This window comes from Zavarzinia sp. CC-PAN008, assembly GCF_051903925.1.
Classification (GTDB): domain Bacteria; phylum Pseudomonadota; class Alphaproteobacteria; order Zavarziniales; family Zavarziniaceae.
In genome coordinates this window covers 4342187-4361889 of record NZ_CP173678.1, presented here as the reverse complement: position 1 = coordinate 4361889, position 19703 = coordinate 4342187, and the positions used below count along the sequence as shown (strand labels likewise).

At 67.9% G+C, this 19703-nt stretch carries 19 protein-coding genes; 8 read left to right on the top strand and 11 right to left on the bottom strand.

The features are described 5' to 3' along the window. Positions 1-158: 158 nt before the first annotated feature. Positions 159-1484, top strand: a complete 1326-nt coding sequence (locus tag ACI6GS_RS20280) for a putative bifunctional diguanylate cyclase/phosphodiesterase (RefSeq protein ID WP_439815283.1) — start codon at positions 159-161, stop codon at positions 1482-1484. 17 nt (positions 1485-1501) lie between these two features. Here the strand turns inward: ACI6GS_RS20280 and ACI6GS_RS20275 are convergent, their stop codons facing one another. Next, entirely contained in the window at positions 1502-2059 is a 558-nt protein-coding gene (locus tag ACI6GS_RS20275; protein WP_439815282.1) for a carboxymuconolactone decarboxylase family protein, read from the bottom strand. A 116-nt stretch (positions 2060-2175) separates the two neighbouring features. Continuing rightward, entirely contained in the window at positions 2176-2715 is a 540-nt protein-coding gene (locus ACI6GS_RS20270) for a peroxiredoxin (RefSeq protein ID WP_439815281.1), read from the bottom strand. Between the two features lie 147 nt (positions 2716-2862). Here ACI6GS_RS20270 and ACI6GS_RS20265 point away from each other — a divergent pair, with 147 nt between their 5' ends. The 3 genes from ACI6GS_RS20265 to ACI6GS_RS20255 are packed head-to-tail and all read left to right on the top strand — an operon-like array spanning position 2863 to position 5778. Next, the gene (locus tag ACI6GS_RS20265; protein ID WP_439815280.1) at positions 2863-3795 is read left to right on the top strand and encodes a hydrogen peroxide-inducible genes activator; all 933 of its coding nucleotides are present in this window, start codon (positions 2863-2865) and stop codon (positions 3793-3795) included. 20 nt (positions 3796-3815) lie between these two features. Then, entirely contained in the window at positions 3816-4136 is a 321-nt protein-coding gene (locus ACI6GS_RS20260) for a DUF1476 domain-containing protein (protein ID WP_439815279.1), read from the top strand. Between the two features lie 37 nt (positions 4137-4173). After that, the gene (locus ACI6GS_RS20255; RefSeq protein WP_439815278.1) at positions 4174-5778 is read left to right on the top strand and encodes a diguanylate cyclase; all 1605 of its coding nucleotides are present in this window, start codon (positions 4174-4176) and stop codon (positions 5776-5778) included. A 142-nt stretch (positions 5779-5920) separates the two neighbouring features. On the opposite strand, the gene ACI6GS_RS20250 is transcribed toward ACI6GS_RS20255, so the two are convergent. The 3 genes from ACI6GS_RS20250 to ACI6GS_RS20240 form a co-directional block, all read right to left on the bottom strand. Next, entirely contained in the window at positions 5921-6754 is an 834-nt protein-coding gene (locus ACI6GS_RS20250; RefSeq protein WP_439815277.1) for a helix-turn-helix domain-containing protein, read from the bottom strand. Between the two features lie 82 nt (positions 6755-6836). Beyond that, positions 6837-7814 (bottom strand): aldo/keto reductase, encoded by a 978-nt coding sequence (locus ACI6GS_RS20245; protein WP_439815276.1) that lies wholly within the window; start codon positions 7812-7814, stop codon positions 6837-6839. Between the two features lie 24 nt (positions 7815-7838). Next, positions 7839-8684, bottom strand: coding sequence for an enoyl-CoA hydratase/isomerase family protein (locus tag ACI6GS_RS20240; RefSeq protein ID WP_439815275.1), 846 nt, complete (start codon positions 8682-8684; stop codon positions 7839-7841). Positions 8685-8879: 195 nt separating this feature from the next. Between ACI6GS_RS20240 and ACI6GS_RS20235 the strand changes: the two genes are divergently transcribed. Continuing rightward, positions 8880-9350 (top strand): YARHG domain-containing protein, encoded by a 471-nt coding sequence (locus ACI6GS_RS20235; protein ID WP_439815274.1) that lies wholly within the window; start codon positions 8880-8882, stop codon positions 9348-9350. A gap of 20 nt (positions 9351-9370) precedes the next feature. Next, entirely contained in the window at positions 9371-10498 is a 1128-nt protein-coding gene (locus ACI6GS_RS20230) for a TIGR03364 family FAD-dependent oxidoreductase (protein ID WP_439815273.1), read from the top strand. Positions 10499-10515: 17 nt separating this feature from the next. On the opposite strand, the gene ACI6GS_RS20225 is transcribed toward ACI6GS_RS20230, so the two are convergent. The 5 genes from ACI6GS_RS20225 to ACI6GS_RS20205 all read right to left on the bottom strand — a co-directional run bounded on the left by ACI6GS_RS20225 (position 10516) and on the right by ACI6GS_RS20205 (position 17318). Next, on the bottom strand, positions 10516-12135 hold the full coding sequence (locus ACI6GS_RS20225; RefSeq protein ID WP_439815272.1) for an MFS transporter: 1620 nt from the start codon (positions 12133-12135) through the stop codon (positions 10516-10518). 171 nt (positions 12136-12306) lie between these two features. Then, positions 12307-12807: a DUF934 domain-containing protein gene (locus tag ACI6GS_RS20220; RefSeq protein ID WP_439815271.1), complete on the bottom strand. Its 501-nt coding sequence runs from the start codon at positions 12805-12807 to the stop codon at positions 12307-12309. Further along, positions 12791-14809 carry a DUF2849 domain-containing protein gene (locus ACI6GS_RS20215; RefSeq protein WP_439815270.1) on the bottom strand — a complete coding sequence of 673 codons (2019 nt, stop codon included), beginning with the start codon at positions 14807-14809 and terminating at the stop codon, positions 12791-12793. Before ACI6GS_RS20215 ends, ACI6GS_RS20220 begins: the two co-directional genes overlap by 17 nt. A 233-nt stretch (positions 14810-15042) precedes the next feature. Next, positions 15043-16317 (bottom strand): OpgC family protein, encoded by a 1275-nt coding sequence (locus ACI6GS_RS20210; protein ID WP_439815269.1) that lies wholly within the window; start codon positions 16315-16317, stop codon positions 15043-15045. A 191-nt stretch (positions 16318-16508) separates the two neighbouring features. After that, the gene (locus ACI6GS_RS20205; RefSeq protein ID WP_439815268.1) at positions 16509-17318 is read right to left on the bottom strand and encodes a polyphosphate kinase 2 family protein; all 810 of its coding nucleotides are present in this window, start codon (positions 17316-17318) and stop codon (positions 16509-16511) included. Between the two features lie 89 nt (positions 17319-17407). Here ACI6GS_RS20205 and ACI6GS_RS20200 point away from each other — a divergent pair, with 89 nt between their 5' ends. Continuing rightward, complete coding sequence (locus ACI6GS_RS20200; RefSeq protein ID WP_439815267.1) at positions 17408-18172, top strand: ABC transporter ATP-binding protein; 765 nt, start codon at positions 17408-17410, stop codon at positions 18170-18172. Between the two features lie 48 nt (positions 18173-18220). Further along, entirely contained in the window at positions 18221-19096 is an 876-nt protein-coding gene (locus tag ACI6GS_RS20195) for a metallophosphoesterase family protein (RefSeq protein ID WP_439815266.1), read from the top strand. A gap of 127 nt (positions 19097-19223) precedes the next feature. On the opposite strand, the gene ACI6GS_RS20190 is transcribed toward ACI6GS_RS20195, so the two are convergent. Continuing rightward, positions 19224-19703, bottom strand: coding sequence for a GNAT family N-acetyltransferase (locus tag ACI6GS_RS20190; RefSeq protein ID WP_439815265.1), 480 nt, complete (start codon positions 19701-19703; stop codon positions 19224-19226).

Here is a 19703-nt window from a genome sequence, read left to right as displayed (position 1 = left end):
TGGCTGCCGCGTTAACCATCGGCTCAGGCCTCGGGCGCTATAACGGCAGGGTAAGCTTGAATTGGTGGGCCGGGCGGGCCACAGCCGGAGGCAATGCGGGTCTTGTGCTGAAGTCGTTGCACATGGTGCTGGGAACCGGGGACTGGAACTCCGGCGGGATGAGTGCTGACGATGCGCTCAGCCTGCGGACGGTGTTCGTCTGCCGCCTGGTCGCGCTGTGCATGGGGGTGCTTGGCCTGCTGTGGCTGACCCTGTTCCTGGCACTTGGCCAATACACGGAAGCAGCGCTGGAGGCGCCGGTGCTGATCGGGGCCGGCCTGATCTGGGCGCTGGGCACCCGCGGGCAGTTGAAGACCGCTATGGTCGTCGCCCATGTCCAGACCTACCTGATCGTCGTGGCGATCTGTCTTTACTGGGACGTGCCGGACGGCCATGCGCCGCGTGTCGTCCACCTGTTCCTGCTGCCCATGGCGTTCGTCGCATTCATGACATTCCGCCGGCACGAGCCATGGCTGCGGTTCGGCTTCACGGCGCTGAACCTGGCCACCTTCGTCGTCTTTTCCAGCGCGCTGCTGGCCTTCCCCTGGGCCAAGCCCTTGCCGCCGGAGGTCCGCGTCCTCGGCTCGTGGGTGCAGAGCGCCATGGCGGTTGGAGGCGGCATCCTCTGCCTTGCGGTGATGCAGACCCAGCTTGCGCTGCGGGGCCGCATCGGGCGGGAACTGCACGTCGCCTTGTGGAACCGCCAGTTCCTGCTGCACTACCAGCCGCAGGTCGACCGCCATGGGCGGGTCCTGGGCGCGGAAGCGTTGATCCGCTGGCAGCACCCGACGCGCGGCATGGTCCCGCCGGGCGAGTTCATTCCGGCGGCCGAGATGCTGGGCATCATGTATCCCATCGGCACCTGGGTCCTGGACGAGGCCTGTCGCCAGCTGGCCCGCTGGGCCGCGGTCCCGGACCTGCGCCACCTGTCGATCTCGGTGAATGTCAGTTCGCAGCAGTTCTTCGAGGGGGCCTTCGTCGATGAGGTGTTCGCCACCCTGGCGCGCCATGGCATCGAACCGCGGCGCCTGAAGCTGGAACTGACGGAAAGCGTGATGGTGGGCGACCCCGACGACGTGGCCGCCAAGATGAGGCGCCTGCGCCACGGCGGAATCGACGTAGCACTCGACGATTTCGGCACCGGCTATTCGTCGTTGAAGTACCTGAAGGACTTTCCCCTGGCCGAGATGAAGATCGACCGCGCCTTTGTCCGCGACATGCTGGAGAGCGAGCACGCCGCGGTGATCGCCAAGGGGATCATTTCACTGGGTCGCCAGCTGGGCCTGACCGTGATCGCCGAAGGGGTCGAGACGGTGGAGCAGCAGGCCTTCCTCATCGCGCAGGGCTGCACCCAGTTCCAGGGCTTCCTCTTCGGCCGTCCGATGCCGGCCGAGGATATCGAGGGCATGGTGCTGAGCCGGCAGGTCAGGCCCGTTTCGGCCTGACCTGCCGGCAGGCTGCCTCAGGCCGCCTGGGCGACCGAGCCGGCACCGGCCAGGGCCGCCTCGCCGTCGAGGACGGCGGCCACCGCATGGACAACGGACGCGATGCGCACCGCGGCCTGGATCGCGTCAGCCGAGAGGCCGGCCTTGCGCAGTTCATGCTCGTGCGCGTCGATGCACATGCCGCAGCCATTGATGGCCGAGACGGCCAGCGACCACAGTTCGAAATCCGCCTTCTCGACACCCGGCTTGGCGATCACGTTCATGCGCAGCTTGGCCGGCAGGGTCTTGTAGTCCTTGGCCGAGGAGAGGTGCACGAAGCGGTAATAGATGTTGTTCATGCCCATGATCGCGGCCGCCGCCTTGGCCGCGTTCAGCGCCTCGGGCGAGAGCTTGGGGCCGAACTCGGCCACGACTGCGGCAATTACCGACGCCTCGCGCGAGGCGAGGGCAGAGGCCACGAACGTGCCGGCGCGCTGCTGCTCGGTCAGGCTGACCTCGGTCGCCAGCGACGACAGGTTCAGCTTCAGGTCCTTGGCATAATCGGGCAGGCGGGACTTCAGGGAATCGAGGGACATCGGGGCAACCTCAGGTCTGCGTGTCGAAGGGGTGGAAAGGCCGGCCGGATGGGCCGGCCGGCCTTCCCTGGGGGCGCGGATGCCGAGGCACCGGCCCGATCGGCGGAGAGGTCCGATCAGGCGGCCTGCAGCACCTCCTCGCCCTTCTGCCAGTTGCAGGGGCACAGCTCGTCCGTCTGCAGCGCGTCGAGCACGCGCAGAACCTCGGCCGGGTTCCGGCCCACCGACAGGTCGTTGACCGAGACGAAGCGGATCACGCCTTCGGGGTCGACGATGAACGTCGCGCGGAGGGCAACGCCTTCGGCCTTGTCCAGGATGCCGAGGGCGGCGGAGAGCTCGCGCTTGATGTCGGCGATCATGGGGAAGGGCAGGTCGCGCAGGTCGTCATGGTCGCGGCGCCAGGCCAAGTGCACGAACTCGCTGTCGGTCGACACGCCATAGACGACGGCGTCGCGGTCGTTGAAATCCTCGTTCAGCTTGCCGAACGCCGCGATCTCGGTCGGGCAGACGAACGTGAAATCCTTGGGCCAGAAGAAGACGACCTTCCACTTGCCCTCGTCGGAGCGGTCGGTGAGCGTGGTGAAGGCGTTCTTGAGATCGGTCGAGACTACGGCCTTGAGGGAGAATTCGGGGAAGCGGTCGCCGATGGTCAGCATGTGTATCCGGTCCTTGCTTGGGAAGGGGCGTCTGGTGATCCGTTTGCACCGCAGCGCAACAGGGCCATATCTTGGGTACAGTTCAGAATGCTTCCAATGAATAATATCGTTTGCCTCGATCGGATTTTCCGATGATAGGATCGCCCGATGGTCTCCCCGCCCAGCCTGCGGCAACTCCGCTATCTGATCGCCCTGGAGCGTGAAGCGCATTTCGGCCGCGCCGCCTCGGCCTGCCATGTCAGCCAGTCGACCCTGAGCGCCGGGATCCAGGAACTCGAATCGGCGCTGGGCGCGCAGCTGGTGGAGCGGGCCGGGCGCCGGATCGCGCTGACCCCCCTGGGGGTGGAGGTCGCGGAGCGGGCGCGCCATGTCCTGGCCGCTGTCGAGGGGATCATGGAACTGGCGCGCACGGCCCAGGAGCCGCTGTCGGGCACGCTGCGCCTGGGGGTGATTCCGACGGTGGGGCCGTTCCTGCTGCCGGCTGCGCTGGCGGCGTTGCGGGCCGAGCATCCGCGCCTGCGCCTGTTCCTGCACGAGGACCTGACCGAGCGCCTGGTCGCCAAGCTGGAACGCGGCGAGCTGGACCTGCTGGTCCTGGCGCTGCCCTGCGCTTGTGGCGACGCGGCCACGATGGACCTGATGGAGGATCCCTTCGTCTTTGCCGCGCGCAGCGACCATCCCCTGGCGACGCGCGAGGCGGTCGCGACCGCCGACCTTGCGGGTGCCGACCTGCTGCTGCTGGCCGATGGGCATTGCCTGCGGGAGCATGCGCTGGCCGCCTGCGACCTTGGGCCACGGGATGCCGGCGGACCCTATACCGCGACCAGCCTGCTGACGCTGGTGCAGATGGTGGCCAACGGCCTGGGGGTGACGCTGCTGCCCCGCATGGCAGTTCAGGCGGGCATTCTGGCCGGGCTGGACATCGTCACCCGGCCGATCCTGCCGCCCGTCGCGGGGCGTGCGGCGCCGTCGCGCCGGATCGGCATCGCGTTTCGTCGCGGCAGCAGCCGACGGCGTGAATTCCAGGCGCTGGCGCAGTATCTTGCCCCGCGCGAAGGGGCGACGCCTTATATCGAGTGAGCCGCCCGCGGAGAGGGGTCATGAGCAACAGTTTTGAAGATCGCGAACGGGGTTTCGAGAACAAGTTCGCCCGCGATACCGAGTTTGCCTTCAAGGTGGTCGCCCGGCGCAACAAGCTGCTGGGCCTGTGGGCGGCCCCGTATCTGGGGCTGGAGGGCCAGGCAGCGCAGGACTATGCCGCGACCGTGGTGCAGGCCGACTTCGACGAGCCGGGGGACGAGGACGTCTACCGCAAGGTGGCGGCCGACTTGCGGGTCAAGCATGCCCCGGTGACGGAGGCCCAGCTGCGCGCCAAGATGGCGGCGCTCCTGGCCGAGGCGCAGGCCCAGCTCAGCGCCTGACCCGGGCGCGCCGGTACGGTCGGCGGGGGGCCGCCCCTTGCCAGGCGACGGGCGGGGCGACCTTGCCGCCGAGCGGCTGCGCGCCCTTCTGCTCAGTGCCGCCGTGCCGGTGGCGGCGGTCGACGATGCCGGGTGCCTGATCGGCTGGAACCAGCCGCTGGCGGACCTGGCGGGCCTGGATCCGGAACGGGACGGCGGCCGGCTGCTGATCGATCTGGTCGATGGTGCCCTGCCACGTGACCTGTGGCGTGGCCCGGTCGAGGTGCGCTTCACGCTGATTCGCGGCGACGGCGGCCATGTTGCGGTGCGGGGCCGGGCCAGCCGGCTGGAGGGCCATCCCGAGGTGCGCCTGCTATGGCTGGACGCTGCCCCGCCCGCGCCGCCTGCGCCGGTGGATCCGCACCAGATCCGTCATCTTCTGGAGCGGGCGCCCGTCGCGGTCGACATCGGACGGCTGGGCGAGGACGGCCGGCGCCATGTCCTGTTCGTCAATGACCGCATGGTCGAACTGGCGGGGACCAGCCGCGATGCCTATGTCGCCAAGGGCGGCAACGTCACCTATGCCGACGAGAAGCAGCGCGAGGTGGTGGAGGCGGCCGTCGCCGGCGGAGGCGAGGTTCGCGACCTGGCCGTGGCGTTCCGCGACCCGCAGGGCCGGGTCTACTGGACGTTGATGTCCGGCTCGGAAATCGTCTTCGAGGGGCAGCGCGCGGCAATCACCTGGCTCTACGACATATCGGAGGTGCGTCGCGCCGAGCAGGCCCTGCGCATGAGCGAGCGCAAGTTCCGCGACATGTTCCAGAACCACGGCGCGATCATGTTCCTGGCGGAGCGGGGCAGCGGGCGCATCGCCGATGTCAACGCCGCGGCGCTGGCCTTCTATGGCTATCCCGCGGACGTCTTCCTGACGTTGAGCGTGCGCGACCTGGAGGCGCCGAGCCGGCCCGGGACATCGGGGGACAGCCCACCCCTGCGCCACCGCCTGGCATCGGGCGAGGTGCGCGATGTCGAGATCCGCTCGACGCCCATTGCCATGCCCGATGGCAGCACGGCCGACTTCGCCATCGTGAACGATGTCACGGTGCGCCAGCGGCTGGAGGCGGAGCTGAAGCGGACGGCCGCGACCGATCCGCTGACCGGCGCCTTCAACCGGCGCCACTTCTTCGAACGCGCCGATCTGGAATTGCGGCGCCTGCGGCGGACGGCGACGACGCTAGCCGTGCTGATGCTCGACGTCGATCGCTTCAAGGTGATCAACGACACGTTCGGCCACGACCTGGGCGACGAGGTGCTGCGCCGCCTGACCGCCGTCACCCGCCAGACCTTGCGCGAAACGGATGAACTGGCTCGCTTCGGGGGCGAGGAATTCGCGCTGCTGCTGCCTGATACCGATTCGGCCAAGGCGTTCGAGACGGCCGAGCGCCTGCGCCGCATCCTGGCCCTGGTCGAGATCGACCTGGGCGATGCCGAGCCATTGCGCTTCACGGTCTCCATCGGCGTCTCGATCGTCGGGCCCGAAGAGGAGACGATCGAGCCGGCATTGAAGCGCGCCGACCAGGCGCTGTACCGCGCCAAGCGTGAGGGCCGGGACCGGGTCGTCCTGTCCACGCCCGGGCGCGCCGCTGGCGCGTTGCAGGATTGATTCAGGCGCCATTCCCGGTTCCTTCGGGAGGTGCCTTCGGCTCTCCTCGGCAAGCCGCCGTCAGGGAAAATGCAACAGAAGCAACGGCGTCATGCTGAGGAGCGGCCCGAAGGGACGCGTCTCGAAGCATCATGAGCCACGCTCAGGCGTCGGCGGACAGGCGCTCCAGGATCTGGCGCGAACGGGCATCGGCGGGGAAAAAGCTTTCGATCCGCATTTCCTGCAAGGTGACGTCCTGCGGCGTGCCCAGTGTCGTCAGCATGGTGAACAGGACCAGCCGCTCGTCCCCCTTGCGATAGCGCGTGGTCAGGACGGGGGCGAAGCTTTCCTCGCCCGTCGCCGCGCGCAGCAGGTCGGGCACGCCGGGCAGGGCGGTGATGCGGGCCAGCATCGCCTTGCCCTGGCCGGGGTCGCCGTCCGTCAGCAGTTCCTGGTTCAGCCGCCGGACAAGGTAGCCGGCCGCGTCCTCCCAGTTCTCGATCGCCTCGCGCAAGGGGCCGGGGGCCAGGATCGCCTCCAGCAGGTTCAGGCGCGGCAGGCCTGGCAGCGGCTGGCCCAGCAGATAGGCCATGAAATTGAGGGCCGCCTTGTTGCCGCGCTGCACGTTCCACAGGCGGTCGACAACGATCGCCGGATAGGGCTCCTGCTTCTCCAGCAGGAAGTCGAGCGCCTGGGACACCGCGGCCAGTTCCGGCGATTCGAGCTCCGTTTCGCGATAGGCGGCGGCGAAACCCGCCGCCGTCAGCATCACGTTGCGGTGGCGCAGCGGCACGTCCAGCGTCTCGGACAAGTGCAGGACCATGTCGCGGCTGGGCCGCGCCCGCCCCGATTCCAGGAAGCTGATATGGCGCTGGCTGACCCCACTGCGCAGGCCAAGCTCAAGCTGGCTCAGGCCGCGATGGTCGCGCCACTGGCGCAGCGTGGGGCCAAAGGACGGGGCGGCGGGTCGCGGTCGCTGCGCACGGGCTGTACTCATGACATTACCTCATGGGTATTCGCAGCGATTATCTCACCGCCATGCAGTCTGAGGCAACCCGCGCGTCCGCAGAGGGCCGCCGCTAGTAGCCCGCGACGGCGTGCGGGACGTAGGGCGCCTCCAGCCGCGCGATTTCGTCCGCGCTCAGGTTCAGGCTGAGCGCTGCGATGGCGTCCTCCAGGTGGCCGGCACGCGATGCGCCGATGATGGGGGCTGTCACGCCGGGCTTCTGGATCACCCAGGCCAGTGCCACCTGGGCCATGGGCACGCCGCGGCCGTGCGCCACGGCGGCAACTTCGGCCACAACGGCGCGGTCCGCTTCCTCCTGCCGGCCATAGAGCGTCTTGCCGAAGACGTCCGAGCCGGAGCGCGTCGTCTCCGCCTCCCACGGCCGGGTCAGGCGGCCGCGCGCCTGCGGGCTCCACGGGATCACACCTACGCCCTGGTCACGGCACAACGGCAGCATCTCCCGCTCCTCCTCGCGATAGAGGAGGTTGAGGTGGTTCTGCATGGTGACGAAGCGGGTCCAGCCGTGCCGTTCTGCCACGGCTTGCGCCTTGGCGAACTGCCACGCGGCCATGGACGAGGCGCCGATGTGCAGCGCCTTGCCCGCCTTCACCACGTCGTGCAGCGCCTCCATCGTCTCCTCGATGGGCACTTTCGGGTCCCAGCGGTGGATCTGGTAGAGGTCGACATGGTCGGTGCCCAGGCGCCTGAGGCTGGCATCGATTTCCATCATGATCGCCTTGCGCGACAGGCCGGCGCCGTTGGGGCCGGGCCGCATCCGACCATGGACCTTGGTCGCCAGCACGATCTCGTCCCGCCGGCCGAATTCGCGGATCGCCTTGCCCACGATCTCCTCCGACGTGCCGTCGGAATAGACGTTGGCCGTGTCCAGGAAGTTGATCCCGGCCTCCAGGGCCTGCCGGATCAGCGGCAGGCTCTGCGCCTCCGACAGGGTCCAGGCATGGGTGCCGCGATCGGGCGTGCCGAAGGTCATGCAGCCCAGGCACAGGGGCGAGACCTGCATCCCGGTCGTGCCCAATCGAACGTACTTCATGCCTGTTCTCCCTGCTGCCGCGCGTCAGCCCAGGCCACCGAGGAGGCCGTTGAGCTCCTGGATCTTGAGCTCGCCGCCCCGGGTCTGGCCGCCGATCTCCAGGAACTTCGTCATCGCCCTCTGGCCGCTCTCCGTGCGCAGGAGCTGCTGGAACAGGTGGCTTTCGTCGCGCAGGCCGTCGGCCAGGGGCTTCTCCGCCGAGTTGATCGAGGCCTTGGCCAGGCGCACCGCTTCGGTGGGGAAGGAGGCGATGCGGTTGGCGATCCAGTCGACATAGGCCCCGCAGGCGCCGCCCGGCTCGAACACCCGGTTGAGGTAGCCCCAGCGCTCGGCCGTGTCGGCGTCCATGTCGACGCCGCCCATGATGACCTCCATCGCCCGGTTGCGGCCGATCAGGCGCGGCATGACCTGCGTCCCCGAACCGCCTGGCAGGATGCCCAGCGGCACCTCCATCTGATTGACGAAGGTCTTGCCCCGCGTGCCGAAGCGCATGTCGAAGTTCATCGACAGTTCGGACCCGCCTCCGCCCACGCGGCCCTCGATCTGGGCGATCGTCACCTTGTTCATCGTGGTGAAGCGGCGGCACATGGCGTGGTATTCGGAGGCCGCATAGTCGTCATAGTTCGGCGTGCCGTCGGTCGGCATCTCCAGGATCGCGCTCACGTCGAAATGGGCGATGAAGAAGTCCGGATTGGCGCTGCGCAGGACGAAGACGTGCAGTGAATCGTCCGCCTCGACGTCCTTGGACAGGCGGGCCAGCTCGTCATAGAGGGCCAAGGTCATGACATTGACCGGTGGCGCGTCGATCGTCGCATAGGCGATCCGGCCGCGAACCTGGACGTTGACCAGCTTGTAGTCGCTATAGGCCATTGGCGATGTCCTCCCCGCCTGATGTTGGCCGGCGCAGCAGCCGGCGGGGTCGATCCTAGTGGCCTGCCGGCCCTGAGCAAACCGCCCAGCGCCATGACGCCAGCAAAGATTGTCGACAGAACACGCTTCGTCTCGATATCGCCGCATTTCCCGGCCTATGCTGCGATCCTGCCCAGACAAGAAAGGACGTCGCCGTTGCCGAGCCTCTGCGCTGCAATCGTCGCTGCCGGCCTGGCCGCCGGGCCCCACCCCATGTCCGCACCGGCGCTGCTGGAGCAGTCGCGCGGGCCGGCGCTTCACCTGGTCGCGGCGGCGGTACCCGGCCGCTACCCGGAGGCATCGACCCGGACGCTGACGCCGGCCGACCTTCAGCACATGTCGCTTGTCGAACTGCGCCTGATGCGGAACGAGATCCTGGCCCGCCATGGCTATATCTTTCCGGCGGACGACGTGAATGCCTATTTCCGGCGGCAGCACTGGTACCAGGGCCGCCTGCGCTCCGTCTCATCCCTGCTGAGCGAGACGGAGCGCGCCAACCTGGACACGATCCGCACATACGAGGCGGCGCAGGGCGCACCGCTTGACCTGGCTCCCTCGGCTGGGGCCAATGCCTCAGGCGAAAGTCCGCCGCAACGCAAGCCGGGGATCCCGATCCCCGAGCGCTGATCGGGCATCGGGGGAAGCGCATGGCCGTGTACGACCTCGCCGTCGTGGGGGCGGGGATCCTGGGACTGGCGCATGCCCTGGCGGCTGTCCGCCGCGGCAAGACGGTCGTGGTGATCGACCGAGAGGCGCAGGCCAACGGGGCCTCCATCCGCAATTTTGGCTTCGTCACGGTGACCGGGCAGGAGCGGGGACTGCATTGGCGCCGGGCGCTCCGCTCCCGCGACATCTGGGCGGAGGTCGCGCCGCAGGCGGGCATTCCCATCGTGCAGCAGGGACTGCTGATGATCGCCCAGCGGCCGGAGGCCCTGGCCGTGGCCGAGGCGCTCGTGGCGACGGAGATGGGGCAGGGCCTGGAGATCCTGGACGCGGCGACCTTTGCCGCGCGCTTCCCGCACGTGCAGCCGCGCCGCCTGGCGGGGGCGCTGTACTCGCCCCATGAGCGGCGCGTGGAATCGCCCCAGGCGATCCCGCTGCTGGCCGCGTGGCTGGAACAGACGCATGGCGTCACCTTCCTGCGCTCGACCCTGGTGCGCGACGTTGCGCCACCGCGGATCGAGACGACGCGCGGGGTGATCGAGGCGGAGGCCGCCGTGGTCTGTCCCGGCGACGACTTCCTGAGCCTGTTCCCGCAGCGGATCGCGGCGCACGGCTTGCGCCGGTGCCAGCTCCACATGATGCGGGTGCGCCCGCCCGCCGGCTGGATCCTGCCGCACTGTGTCATGTCGGATCTGAGCCTGGTCCGCTACGAGGGCTATGCCGACCTGCCCCAGGCGGCACCGCTCAGGACGCTGTTGGCCCGCGAGCAGGGCCCGTGGCTGGAGAACGGGATCCACCTGATCGCGGTGCAGAATGCCGATGGCACGCTGGTCGTGGGCGATTCGCACCATTATGGCGACACGCTGCCGCCCTTTGCCGCCGCCGGGGTGGATGACCTGATCCTGCAGGAGCTGCTGGCGGTGACCGGCCTGCCCTGGGTTGAGCCGGTCAGCCGCTGGGTCGGCACCTATGCATCCTCCGATGCCGGGCCGATGCTGCGCGATGCGCCGTCGGACGCGGTGCGGCTGGTGATCGTCACCGGCGGCACCGGCGCCTCGACCGGTTTCGCGATCGGGGAGGAGACGATCGCGGAGCTCTACGGCCCCGCCTGATCGCCTCCCCGCACCGCTCAGGCGTGGATGTCCACGTCGCGGTTCTCGCGCAGGAAGATCGTACCGATCACCAGGGACATGACGGCGATCACGATCGGGTACCACAGGCCGTAGTAGATGTCGCCCGTGGCCGCCACCAGGGCCGTCGCCAGCAGCGGCAGCATGCCACCGAACCAGCCATTGCCGATGTGATAGGGCAGCGACATGGACGTGTAGCGGATGCGGGTGGGGAACAGTTCGACCAGATAGGCGGCGATCGGGCCATAGACCATCGTCACGTAGAGGATCAGGACGAACAGCACCCCAAGGGCCATGGGGAAGTTGACCAGGGCGGGATCGGCTGGGCCCGGATAGCCCGTCTGGGCCAAGGCCGCCTTGTAGGCCGCGTCGGACCAGGCCGCCGTATCGCCGGCCGGTTCCTCGATCTTCACCGTCCCGATCGTGGTCACCACGTCGAAGCCGGGTACCGCCTCCACGCTGGTGAAGGAGAGGCCCGACTTTGTCAGAAAGTCCCGCGCCTTGTCGCAGTCGGAAAAGCGCGTGCCCGGCAGCGGGAAGACGTGGAAATGGCAGTCACTGGCGGCAACCTGGATCGGCGTTGCCTGCTGGTACGCCTCCAGCCGTGGATTGACATAGTGGGTCAGCAGGCCGAAGAGCGGGAAGAAGGTCGCCGCGGCCACCAGGCACCCCGCCATGATGATCTTGAGCCGGCCGATCCGGTCGGACAGCCAGCCAAAGAATACAAAGAACGGCGTGCCCAACAGGAGCGAGCCGGCGATCAGCAGATAGGCATTGTACCAGTCCAGTTTCAGCGTGATCGTCAGGAAGAACAGGGCGTAGAACTGCCCTGTGTACCAGACGACGCCCTGGCCCGCCGTGGCACCCAGCAGGGCCAGCAGCACGAACTTGTTGTTGGGATAGCGCAGGAAGCTGTCGGTCAGTGGCTGGCTCGAACCCTTGCCCTCGGACTTCATGCGCTGGAAGACCGGGGATTCGTTGAGCTTCAGCCGGATATAGACCGAGAAGATGAGCAGGATGACCGACACCAGGAAGGGCAGGCGCCAGCCCCAGCTGGCGAAGTCCGCCGCCTCCATCGTCAGGCGCACGCCGCCGATCACCACCAGCGACAGGAAGAAGCCGATCGTCGCCGTGGTCTGGATCCAGCTGGTGGCATAGCCCCGCCGGTGGTTGGGGGCGTGTTCCGCGACATAGGTCGCCGCCCCGCCATATTCACCGCCCAGGGCCAGACCCTGGAGCAGGCGCAGGGCGACCAGCAGGATCGCGGCGACCATGCCGATGTCCTCGTAGGTCGGCAGCAGGCCGACCGCGAAGGTGGAAGTGCCCATGACCAGGATGGTGACCAGGAACGTGTACTTGCGGCCGACCAGGTCGCCGATCCGCCCGAACACCAGCGCCCCGAACGGCCGGACCAGGAAGCCCGCGGCATACGTCGCGAAGGCCGACAGGAGCGCCGCCGTATCGTTTCCCGGGGGGAAGAACAGGGCCGCGAAGAAGGGCGCAAGCGTCGCGTAGAGGTAGAAGTCGTACCACTCGAACACCGTGCCCAGGGAGGAGGCGAAGATGACCTTCCGCTCCTCTCCCCGGCTGACATTGACATCCGTCGTCGCAGCGACCATCGGCGCGTCCCCCCGTTCTGGTTGGACCGGTCGCGGACGATTGCGTTGGATCGCGCGGCCGGGCGAGATCCTGCAACGCGCAGGTTCCCTGGCCGCAACTATAGACGGACCGCCGGGTGAGGCAATCTGCCGCGAACGGCGTTATCCGCCCACCGCCGAAGGGTGCCCCGCTCAGTGCGTCGTGGGAAAGCTGCCGATCCGGTGGAAAAGCTGGCTGGCACGCGGCTTCAGCGGGGCCGACGCAGGCCCGGGCAGCATGGCGGCCCAGCGCTCCGGCGTCTGGTCGGCGCGGATCTGCACGGTCGAGAAGCCGCATTCCAGGAGCATCACATACTGGTCGGGCAGGATGTCGCCGGTCGCGCGGATCTCGCCCTTGAAGCCATGGCGCTCGCGCAGGGTGCGGGCCAGGGTAAAGCCTCGGCCGTCGCGGAACTTCGGGAACTGCACGACGACCAGCGCCAGGGCATCCAGGATCGGCACCAGCAGCTCGGGCCGCGTGTCGCCGGGGACGATGACGCCCAGCGGGGCCTTGTTCTCCGTATGACAGGTCAGGCTGGCCGTCGCGCGCCCCAGCGGAAGGATGGCCGGCTGGCCGGCGGGCGCTTCGTCCTCGTCGTCGACAAGGGTCCAGCGATCCTCGACCGTGCGGCCCTTGTCATCGAGCAGTGGCATAGAGACCTTCCTTGAACGGGCTGAGGCCGACGCGGCGATAGGTGTCGATGAACTGCTCGCCCGGCTGGCGCTGGGCCAGGTACACCTTCACGATGTCCTCGACCGCATCGACCACCGTCTCGTACGAGAAGCCGGCACCGACGATGTTGCCGATCGCCGCCTGCTCGTCGGCGGCGCCACCCAGCGTGATCTGGTAGTATTCGACCCCCGCCTTGTCGAGGCCGAGGATGCCGATATTGCCGACATGGTGATGGCCGCAGGCGTTGATGCAGCCTGAGATGTTGAGCGTGATGCCGCCGATGTCGTGCTGCTGCTCCAGCTCGGCGAAGCGCTCGGAAATGCGCTGCGCCACGGGGATGGAGCGGGCCGTCGCCAGGGCGCAATAGTCCAGGCCGGGGCAGGCGATGATGTCGGTGACCAGGCCGATATTGGCGGTCTCAAGCCCCGTGCCCTGCAATTCCTGCCACAGCGCGAAGAGCGCGTCCTGGCGGACATGGGGCAGGACCAGATTCTGCTCGTGCGTCACCCGCACCTCGCCGAACGAATAGCGGTCGGCAAGGCTTGCCACCAGATCCATCTGATCGGCCGAGGCATCGCCCGGAATGCCGCCGATCGGCTTCAGCGAGATGATGGCCGAGATGTAGCCCGCCTGCTTGTGAGCATGGGTATTCGTCCTGACCCAGGTGGCAAAGGCGCGGTTGTCGGCGCGCGCCTGCTGGAACGTGTCGGACACGGTGGGCAGGTCGGCGAAGGGCGGCGTGGGGAAGCGCGCGGCGATCGCGTCGATCACCGACTGGTCCAGGCGATAGCGCACTGGATCCATGGAGGCGAATTCCTCGTCGATCATCTTGATGAAGTTCTCGGGCTTCATCTCGCGGACCAGGATCTTGATGCGCGCCTTGTAGATGTTGTCGCGGCGGCCAAGCGCGTTGTAGACGCGCAGGATCGCTTCCATGAAACGCAGGAAATCCGGGACCGAAACCCAGTCGCGAACCTTGGTCGCGACCAGCGGGGTGCGGCCCAGGCCACCACCGGCATAGACCTCGAACCCGATCTCGCCCGCCTCGTTGCGCTTGGCCAGCACACCGATGTCGTGAACCTTGACCGCGGCACGATCATGGGGGGCGCCCGTGATCGCAATCTTGAACTTGCGCGGCAGGAAGGTGAATTCGGGGTGGTCGGTCGACCATTGCCGCAGGATCTCGGCAAAGACACGCGGGTCGACCAGTTCGTCCGCGGCGGCGCCCGCGAACTGGTCGGTCGTCACGTTGCGGATGCAGTTGCCACTGGTCTGGATCGCGTGCAGGTCGGCTTCGGCCAGCGACAGCAGGATGTCCGGCGTGTCGACCAGGCGGGGCCAGTTGAACTGGATGTTCTGGCGCGTCGTGAAATGGCCATAGCCCTTGTCATAGACCCGCGCGACATGCGCGAAGCGGCGCACCTGGTCGGAACTGAGCACGCCATAGGGCACGGCGACGCGCAGCATGTAGCCGTGCAGCTGGAGATAAAGGCCGTTCATCAGACGAAACGGCTTGAACTCGTCCTCGGTCAGTTCGCCGGCCAGGCGGCGGTTGACCTGGGCGCGGAACTGCTCGACGCGCTCCTTCAGGAACTGCCGGTCCTGGTCGTCATAGTGGTAGATGCCGGCAAAGCGGGCATGGGCGGCGACGTCACCCGCCGCAGGCAGGGGCAGGGGGTCCGTCACCTCGGCATCGGCCTGCTTGCCCAGGTCGGTGCGGACAGTGGGACCTGCGGCCCGGATGCGCTCACGCCCCGACAGGGCAACGATGCGGCCGTCGTCGGTCCGCTCCGCGGGGGCATCCTCGACGCCGACGACAAGCTGTGCGCCCACGCTGCGGGCGGCGATGGCGCGGGCGTCGTCCAGTTCCGCATCCGCGAACAGGGCGGCATGGTCGATGCGGTCGACCCAGGTGCCGTGCGGGTCAAGCCAGACCGCGATGCCATCCCGCAACCGGTTTGCGGCAATCACGTTTCCAGACATCAGCGACCCTCCCGCCCAGACCATTGCAGCGACCACGCTCCGGGGCAGGAGCGTTGACGATGCGGGGCGCAATTTGCCTTGGCGCCCCGGCTGAGACAAGGCGCACTCAGCCCATGGCAGGCATGTTACATGGCCGCACCGTATGACCGGGATATGACCGCGCCGGCGGTGGAGATCAACCCTGATCTACACCGATCGGTGCAGGGCGCCTCCGCGGGCGCCGGATCCCGCATTCAGCGCGTGCCGGTGCTGGGGCTGGGTGCTGCCGGCAGAGCATCGCGCTGCGGCAGGAAGCGGCGGAAGCCGTTGCCGGCGTCCCACCAGGCCGGGATCCACAGGCTGGCCAGCGCCACGACCGCGATCACGGCCTTCTGCACCTCGCTGAAGGGCTTGAAGTAGGCGTCGATGGCGACGACGCCATAGGCCACCAGGACGTGCCAGGCGTAGACCTGCAGGGAATGCTGGCCCAGGAAGACCAGGGGCTTCCGTGTGAACAGCCAGTGCAGGGCCTGCCCAGCCCGGCGCACGACGGGGTTCGTGACCTGGTCGAAATTGGCGATCGTCCACGCAACCAGGTAGCCGGTCGCCGCGAAGTTCAGGACATAGACCAGGCTTAGGTCATGGCGGTTGAACAAGGGCCAGAACCGCCCGAACAGCGCGTTGTCTGTGATCGCGAACGTATAGGCCAGGCGAAAGGCGAAGAAGACCAGGACCATGCCCAGCGCCAGCTTGGCCCAGTTGGCATGCCGCGCCGCCAGCAGCGGCCGGGGGTCCAGCCGACCCGTCGCCATGCCGGCGCCCGCCACCAGGCCGGTGCAGAACAGCAATTGCCAGCCCATCGGATTGAAGTACGAGCGCAGGCCGCTGTCGGGGACCTGGGCGCGAATCGCGGCCTCGGCCCAGTTGGCCAGGTCCAGGTGCAGGCCGAACTGCGCCGCCAGCCACATCAGCACGCTGCCGATCAGCACGCGCACGGCATGGCCTTCCGCCACCAGGTGGACCAGCCAGGGCGCGATCAGCAGGTAGATCATGTATTGCGGCAGGATATCCAGGAACGCCGGCTGGTAGAGCAGCAGGGCCGCCAGGATCGAGCCTTCGACCGGCCGTGTCAGCATCACGCCCAGGTGCCCGGACCAGAACGTGCGCGCGTCCGGCAGCAGGAAGGCCGCCGCCATCAGGACCGCCAGGGTCAGCAGGATCATGCGGTAGAGCTTGGCCACGCGCTTGCGTGCCTTGGTCCGCACGGCGGCGATGCCGTGGCGGCGCATCGCCTTTGCATAGGTCAGGCCGATGACCAAGCCCGAGAGGAAGATGAAGCCCTGCGCATCCTCGACGAAGCCCAGTTCGCCATGATGCACCCGCACCACCATCGCGCCACCGGCAAAGACCATGTGGGTCAACGTCATCAGCAGCAGGAAGTACCCGCGCATGCCGTCAAAGATGGTGATCCGGGGCGTCCCGCTGCCGGGCACTCCGGTCCCGGTCAATCCGGCGCTGGACAAGGACACGATGCGCACTCCTTCAGGCCGCTCCTGTGCCCTTGCACCATGAGCGTCGTGAGACTTCCCCCGAAATGCGGGAACGCAACACAGGTTGCAGGGGAAGGATGAAGATCCGCCAAACCTACGACTGTCGGCGGATGGTTCGGTGAAACCGTCGCGTGATCATTGTGCGGCGGCGCCCGGACCGCGGGACCGGGCTAGAGCTTCAGGCCGTCGATCACGGCCTTGGCCACCTCCGGGTCGAGTTCAGGCGGATCGAGGGAGACGCCGTCGGCCAGCGCCTTGGTCACCGTGTCGATGACGGCAAGACGGGTATGCCACTTGTGCTCGCCCGATATCAGGTGCCAGGGCGCTGCCTTGGTCGAGGTGCGTTCCAGCATGTCGCCGTAGACGTCCTCGTACTCCGTCCAGCGCTGGCGGTTGCGCATGTCCTCCAGCGTGATCTTCCAGCGCTTCAGCGGATCGTTCAGGCGCTTCTCGAAGCGCCGCGCCTGCTCGTCTTTCGAGACGTGGATGAAGATCTTGATGATGCGCGCGCCATCGTCGATCAGCAGGCGTTCGAACTCGTTGATCTCGTCATAGGCGCGGGACCATTGCTCCTTGGTGGCGAAGCCCTCCACCCGCTCGACCAGGACGCGGCCATACCACGAGCGGTCGAACACGGCGATCGTGCCCGGCTCCGGCAGCCGCTGCCAGAAGCGATAGAGATAGTGGCGCCCCTGCTCTTCCTTGGTCGGCGCGCTGATCGGCCAGACCTTGTAGCCGCGGGGGTCAAGGCCCGTCGTCAGGCGCTGGATGGCGCTGCCCTTGCCGGCTCCATCCCAGCCCTCGAACACCAGGATCGCGCGGCGCTTCTGGTGGTAATAGGCCTGCTGCGTGACCAGCATGCGCTTCTGGCCGCGCGCCAGGCGCTTGGCGTATTCCTCCTCCGTCTCGATCCTTGCGTCGAGGTCGACGTCGGCGAGACGCGGCGGGTTCTTCTCGATCTGTATCGGGGTCCGTTTCACGGCAAAGACCTTAGTGTCCGTCGGGACGCTTGGCGAGAGCGCAGTGACGCTCTAGCCTTGGTGCGGCGCAAGGCAACAGGCGGTCCTGCATGGCGGACGAGGCGATCCGGGTCGAGGATCTGCACAAGCGGTTCGGGCCGCTTGAGGTGCTCAAGGGCATTTCGCTTGAGGCACACCAGGGAGACGTCATCTCCCTCATCGGGGCCAGCGGCTCGGGCAAGAGCACCTTCCTGCGCTGCATCAACCTGCTGGAGACGCCGGACAGCGGCCGGGTCTGGGTCGCGGGCGAGTTGATCCGCATGCGCGAGAAGGCTCCCCCCGGTCCCTGTGACCGCCACCAGGTCGACCGCATCCGCACCAGGCTCGGCATGGTGTTCCAGAGCTTCAACCTGTGGTCGCACAAGACGATCCTGGAAAACGTGATCGAGGCACCCGTCCACGTCCTGAAGCAGAACAAGGCCGAGGCCATCGCCAAGGCCGAGGCCCTGCTGGCCAAGGTTGGCATCCTGGACAAGTGCCACCACTACCCCTCGCACCTCTCCGGCGGGCAGCAGCAGCGTGCCGCCATCGCCCGTGCGCTGGCCATGGACCCGGCCGTGATGCTGTTCGACGAGCCGACCTCCGCCCTCGACCCCGAACTGGTGGGGGAGGTGCTGAAAGTCATGCGCGACCTGGCGGCGGAGGGGCGGACGATGATCGTCGTCACCCACGAAATGGCCTTCGCCCGCGAGGTCTCGAACAAGGTCATGTTCCTGCACAAGGGGCAGGTGGAGGAGGAGGGCCACCCGCGCGACCTCTTCACCCAGCCGAAGTCCGAGCGCCTGCGCCAGTTCCTGGCCAGCCACCTGAACTGAACCGCCCATCCTGGGCACCGCAGGCCGGTTCTGGCATTGTGCTGCGCGATGAGCCGGACGATCGCGCATATTTCCGACCTGCATTTCGGGTACCTGGACCCGCAGGCAGTCGCCGCCCTCGAGCATGACCTGAACACCAGCCGGCCCGACCTGGTGGTCATATCCGGCGACCTGACGCAGCGGGCGCGGACGCACGAGTTCACCGCGGCGCGGGCCTTCATCGAGCGGCTGCACGCGCCGGTCCTGGTGGTGCCGGGCAATCACGACCTGCCCTCGTTCAACATCCTGGAGCGGCTGGTCAATCCGCTGGGCCGCTATCGCCGCCACATCACCCCCGACCTGATGCCGGTCCATGTCGACGACCGCGTGGCGGTCATCGGGCTGAACAGCGCCAGGCGCTACAATTCCTCGCTCAACTGGTCGCATGGCCGGATCAGCCACGCGCAGATGGACCACGTCCACACCGTGTTTGCGCGCCATCCGGCGGACCTGGTGCGCGTCGTGGTCGTCCACCATCCCTTCCTGCCGCCGGACGACCGGCCGGAGCAGAAGCTGGTGGGCCGCGCGGCCAAGGCGCTGGCCGCCTTCTCCCGCGCCGGTGTCGACCTGATCCTGACGGGGCATCTGCACCGGACGTTCTCGGGCGATGTCGCGCTGGCGCATCCGAAGCTGGAGCGGGCAATCCTGATCGCCCAGACGGGCAGTGCCACCTCAACCCGCCTGCGCGGCGAGCCCAACACCTATAACTGGATCACGGCGGAGCGCGGACGCATCACGATCAACGTGCGCGCGCTGGAGGGCGGCCATTTCCGCCCAAGGCCGGCGCGCCTGTTCACCGCCTCCGGCAATCGCTGGCACCTGGACGCCGGGCCGCCGGTCACCGACGTCGCCGTCGACGAGACGGCGGAGGCCAGTGCGGCATAGCCGGCAGCGTGGCACCGGATGCTCCGAGACGCGCCTGCGGCGCTCCTCAGCATGACGGTGTCGGAAAAGCCCGCATGCGAACAACGGCGTCACGCTGGGAAGGCGGCGCAGCCGCCGTGTCGACGGTTCAGCCCGTGAGCGTCGCCAACCCCGTGGCGTCGAGGCGGTAGCGCAGCCAGTCGTCCACCGGTCTTGCCCCCAGGGCGCGGTAGAAGTCGATGGCGGGCTGGTTCCAGTCGAGCACCGACCATTCCAGCCGGGCGCAGTCGCGCTCCACCGCGATCCGCGCGAGGTGGAGCAGCAGCGCCTTGCCATGGCCCTGGCCGCGTGCGGTCTGGCGGACATAGAGATCCTCAAGCCAGATCCCCGCCTTGCCCAGAAAGGTCGAGAGCGTGTGGTGGAAGCTGGCATAGCCGACCGCCTGGCCATCGACCTCCGCGATCAGCGCCTCCGCCACGCGGGCCGGTCCGAACATCAGGCGCTCCACGTCGGCGACGGTGATCGCCACCTCGTGCAGCAGGTTCTCGTACTCCGCCAGTTCGCGGATCAGCTGGTGGATCAGCGCGGCGTCGGCCGGAGTCGCCGGGCGGATGACGAGGCCCGCCAT

Bases quoted from the DNA above. Each gene is read 5' to 3' on its own strand.
- ACI6GS_RS20280 (WP_439815283.1), top strand. From the start codon at position 159: ATGAGTGCTGACGATGCGCTCAGCCTGCGGACGGTGTTCGTCTGCCGC.
- ACI6GS_RS20275 (WP_439815282.1), bottom strand. From the start codon at position 2,059: ATGTCCCTCGATTCCCTGAAGTCCCGCCTGCCCGATTATGCCAAGGAC.
- ACI6GS_RS20270 (WP_439815281.1), bottom strand. From the start codon at position 2,715: ATGCTGACCATCGGCGACCGCTTCCCCGAATTCTCCCTCAAGGCCGTA.
- ACI6GS_RS20265 (WP_439815280.1), top strand. From the start codon at position 2,863: ATGGTCTCCCCGCCCAGCCTGCGGCAACTCCGCTATCTGATCGCCCTG.
- ACI6GS_RS20260 (WP_439815279.1), top strand. From the start codon at position 3,816: ATGAGCAACAGTTTTGAAGATCGCGAACGGGGTTTCGAGAACAAGTTC.
- ACI6GS_RS20250 (WP_439815277.1), bottom strand. From the start codon at position 6,754: ATGAGTACAGCCCGTGCGCAGCGACCGCGACCCGCCGCCCCGTCCTTT.
- ACI6GS_RS20245 (WP_439815276.1), bottom strand. From the start codon at position 7,814: ATGAAGTACGTTCGATTGGGCACGACCGGGATGCAGGTCTCGCCCCTG.
- ACI6GS_RS20240 (WP_439815275.1), bottom strand. From the start codon at position 8,684: ATGGCCTATAGCGACTACAAGCTGGTCAACGTCCAGGTTCGCGGCCGG.
- ACI6GS_RS20230 (WP_439815273.1), top strand. From the start codon at position 9,371: ATGGCCGTGTACGACCTCGCCGTCGTGGGGGCGGGGATCCTGGGACTG.
- ACI6GS_RS20225 (WP_439815272.1), bottom strand. From the start codon at position 12,135: ATGGTCGCTGCGACGACGGATGTCAATGTCAGCCGGGGAGAGGAGCGG.
- ACI6GS_RS20220 (WP_439815271.1), bottom strand. From the start codon at position 12,807: ATGCCACTGCTCGATGACAAGGGCCGCACGGTCGAGGATCGCTGGACC.
- ACI6GS_RS20215 (WP_439815270.1), bottom strand. From the start codon at position 14,809: ATGTCTGGAAACGTGATTGCCGCAAACCGGTTGCGGGATGGCATCGCG.
- ACI6GS_RS20200 (WP_439815267.1), top strand. From the start codon at position 17,408: ATGGCGGACGAGGCGATCCGGGTCGAGGATCTGCACAAGCGGTTCGGG.
- ACI6GS_RS20195 (WP_439815266.1), top strand. From the start codon at position 18,221: ATGAGCCGGACGATCGCGCATATTTCCGACCTGCATTTCGGGTACCTG.
- ACI6GS_RS20190 (WP_439815265.1), bottom strand. From the start codon at position 19,703: ATGGCGGGCCTCGTCATCCGCCCGGCGACTCCGGCCGACGCCGCGCTG.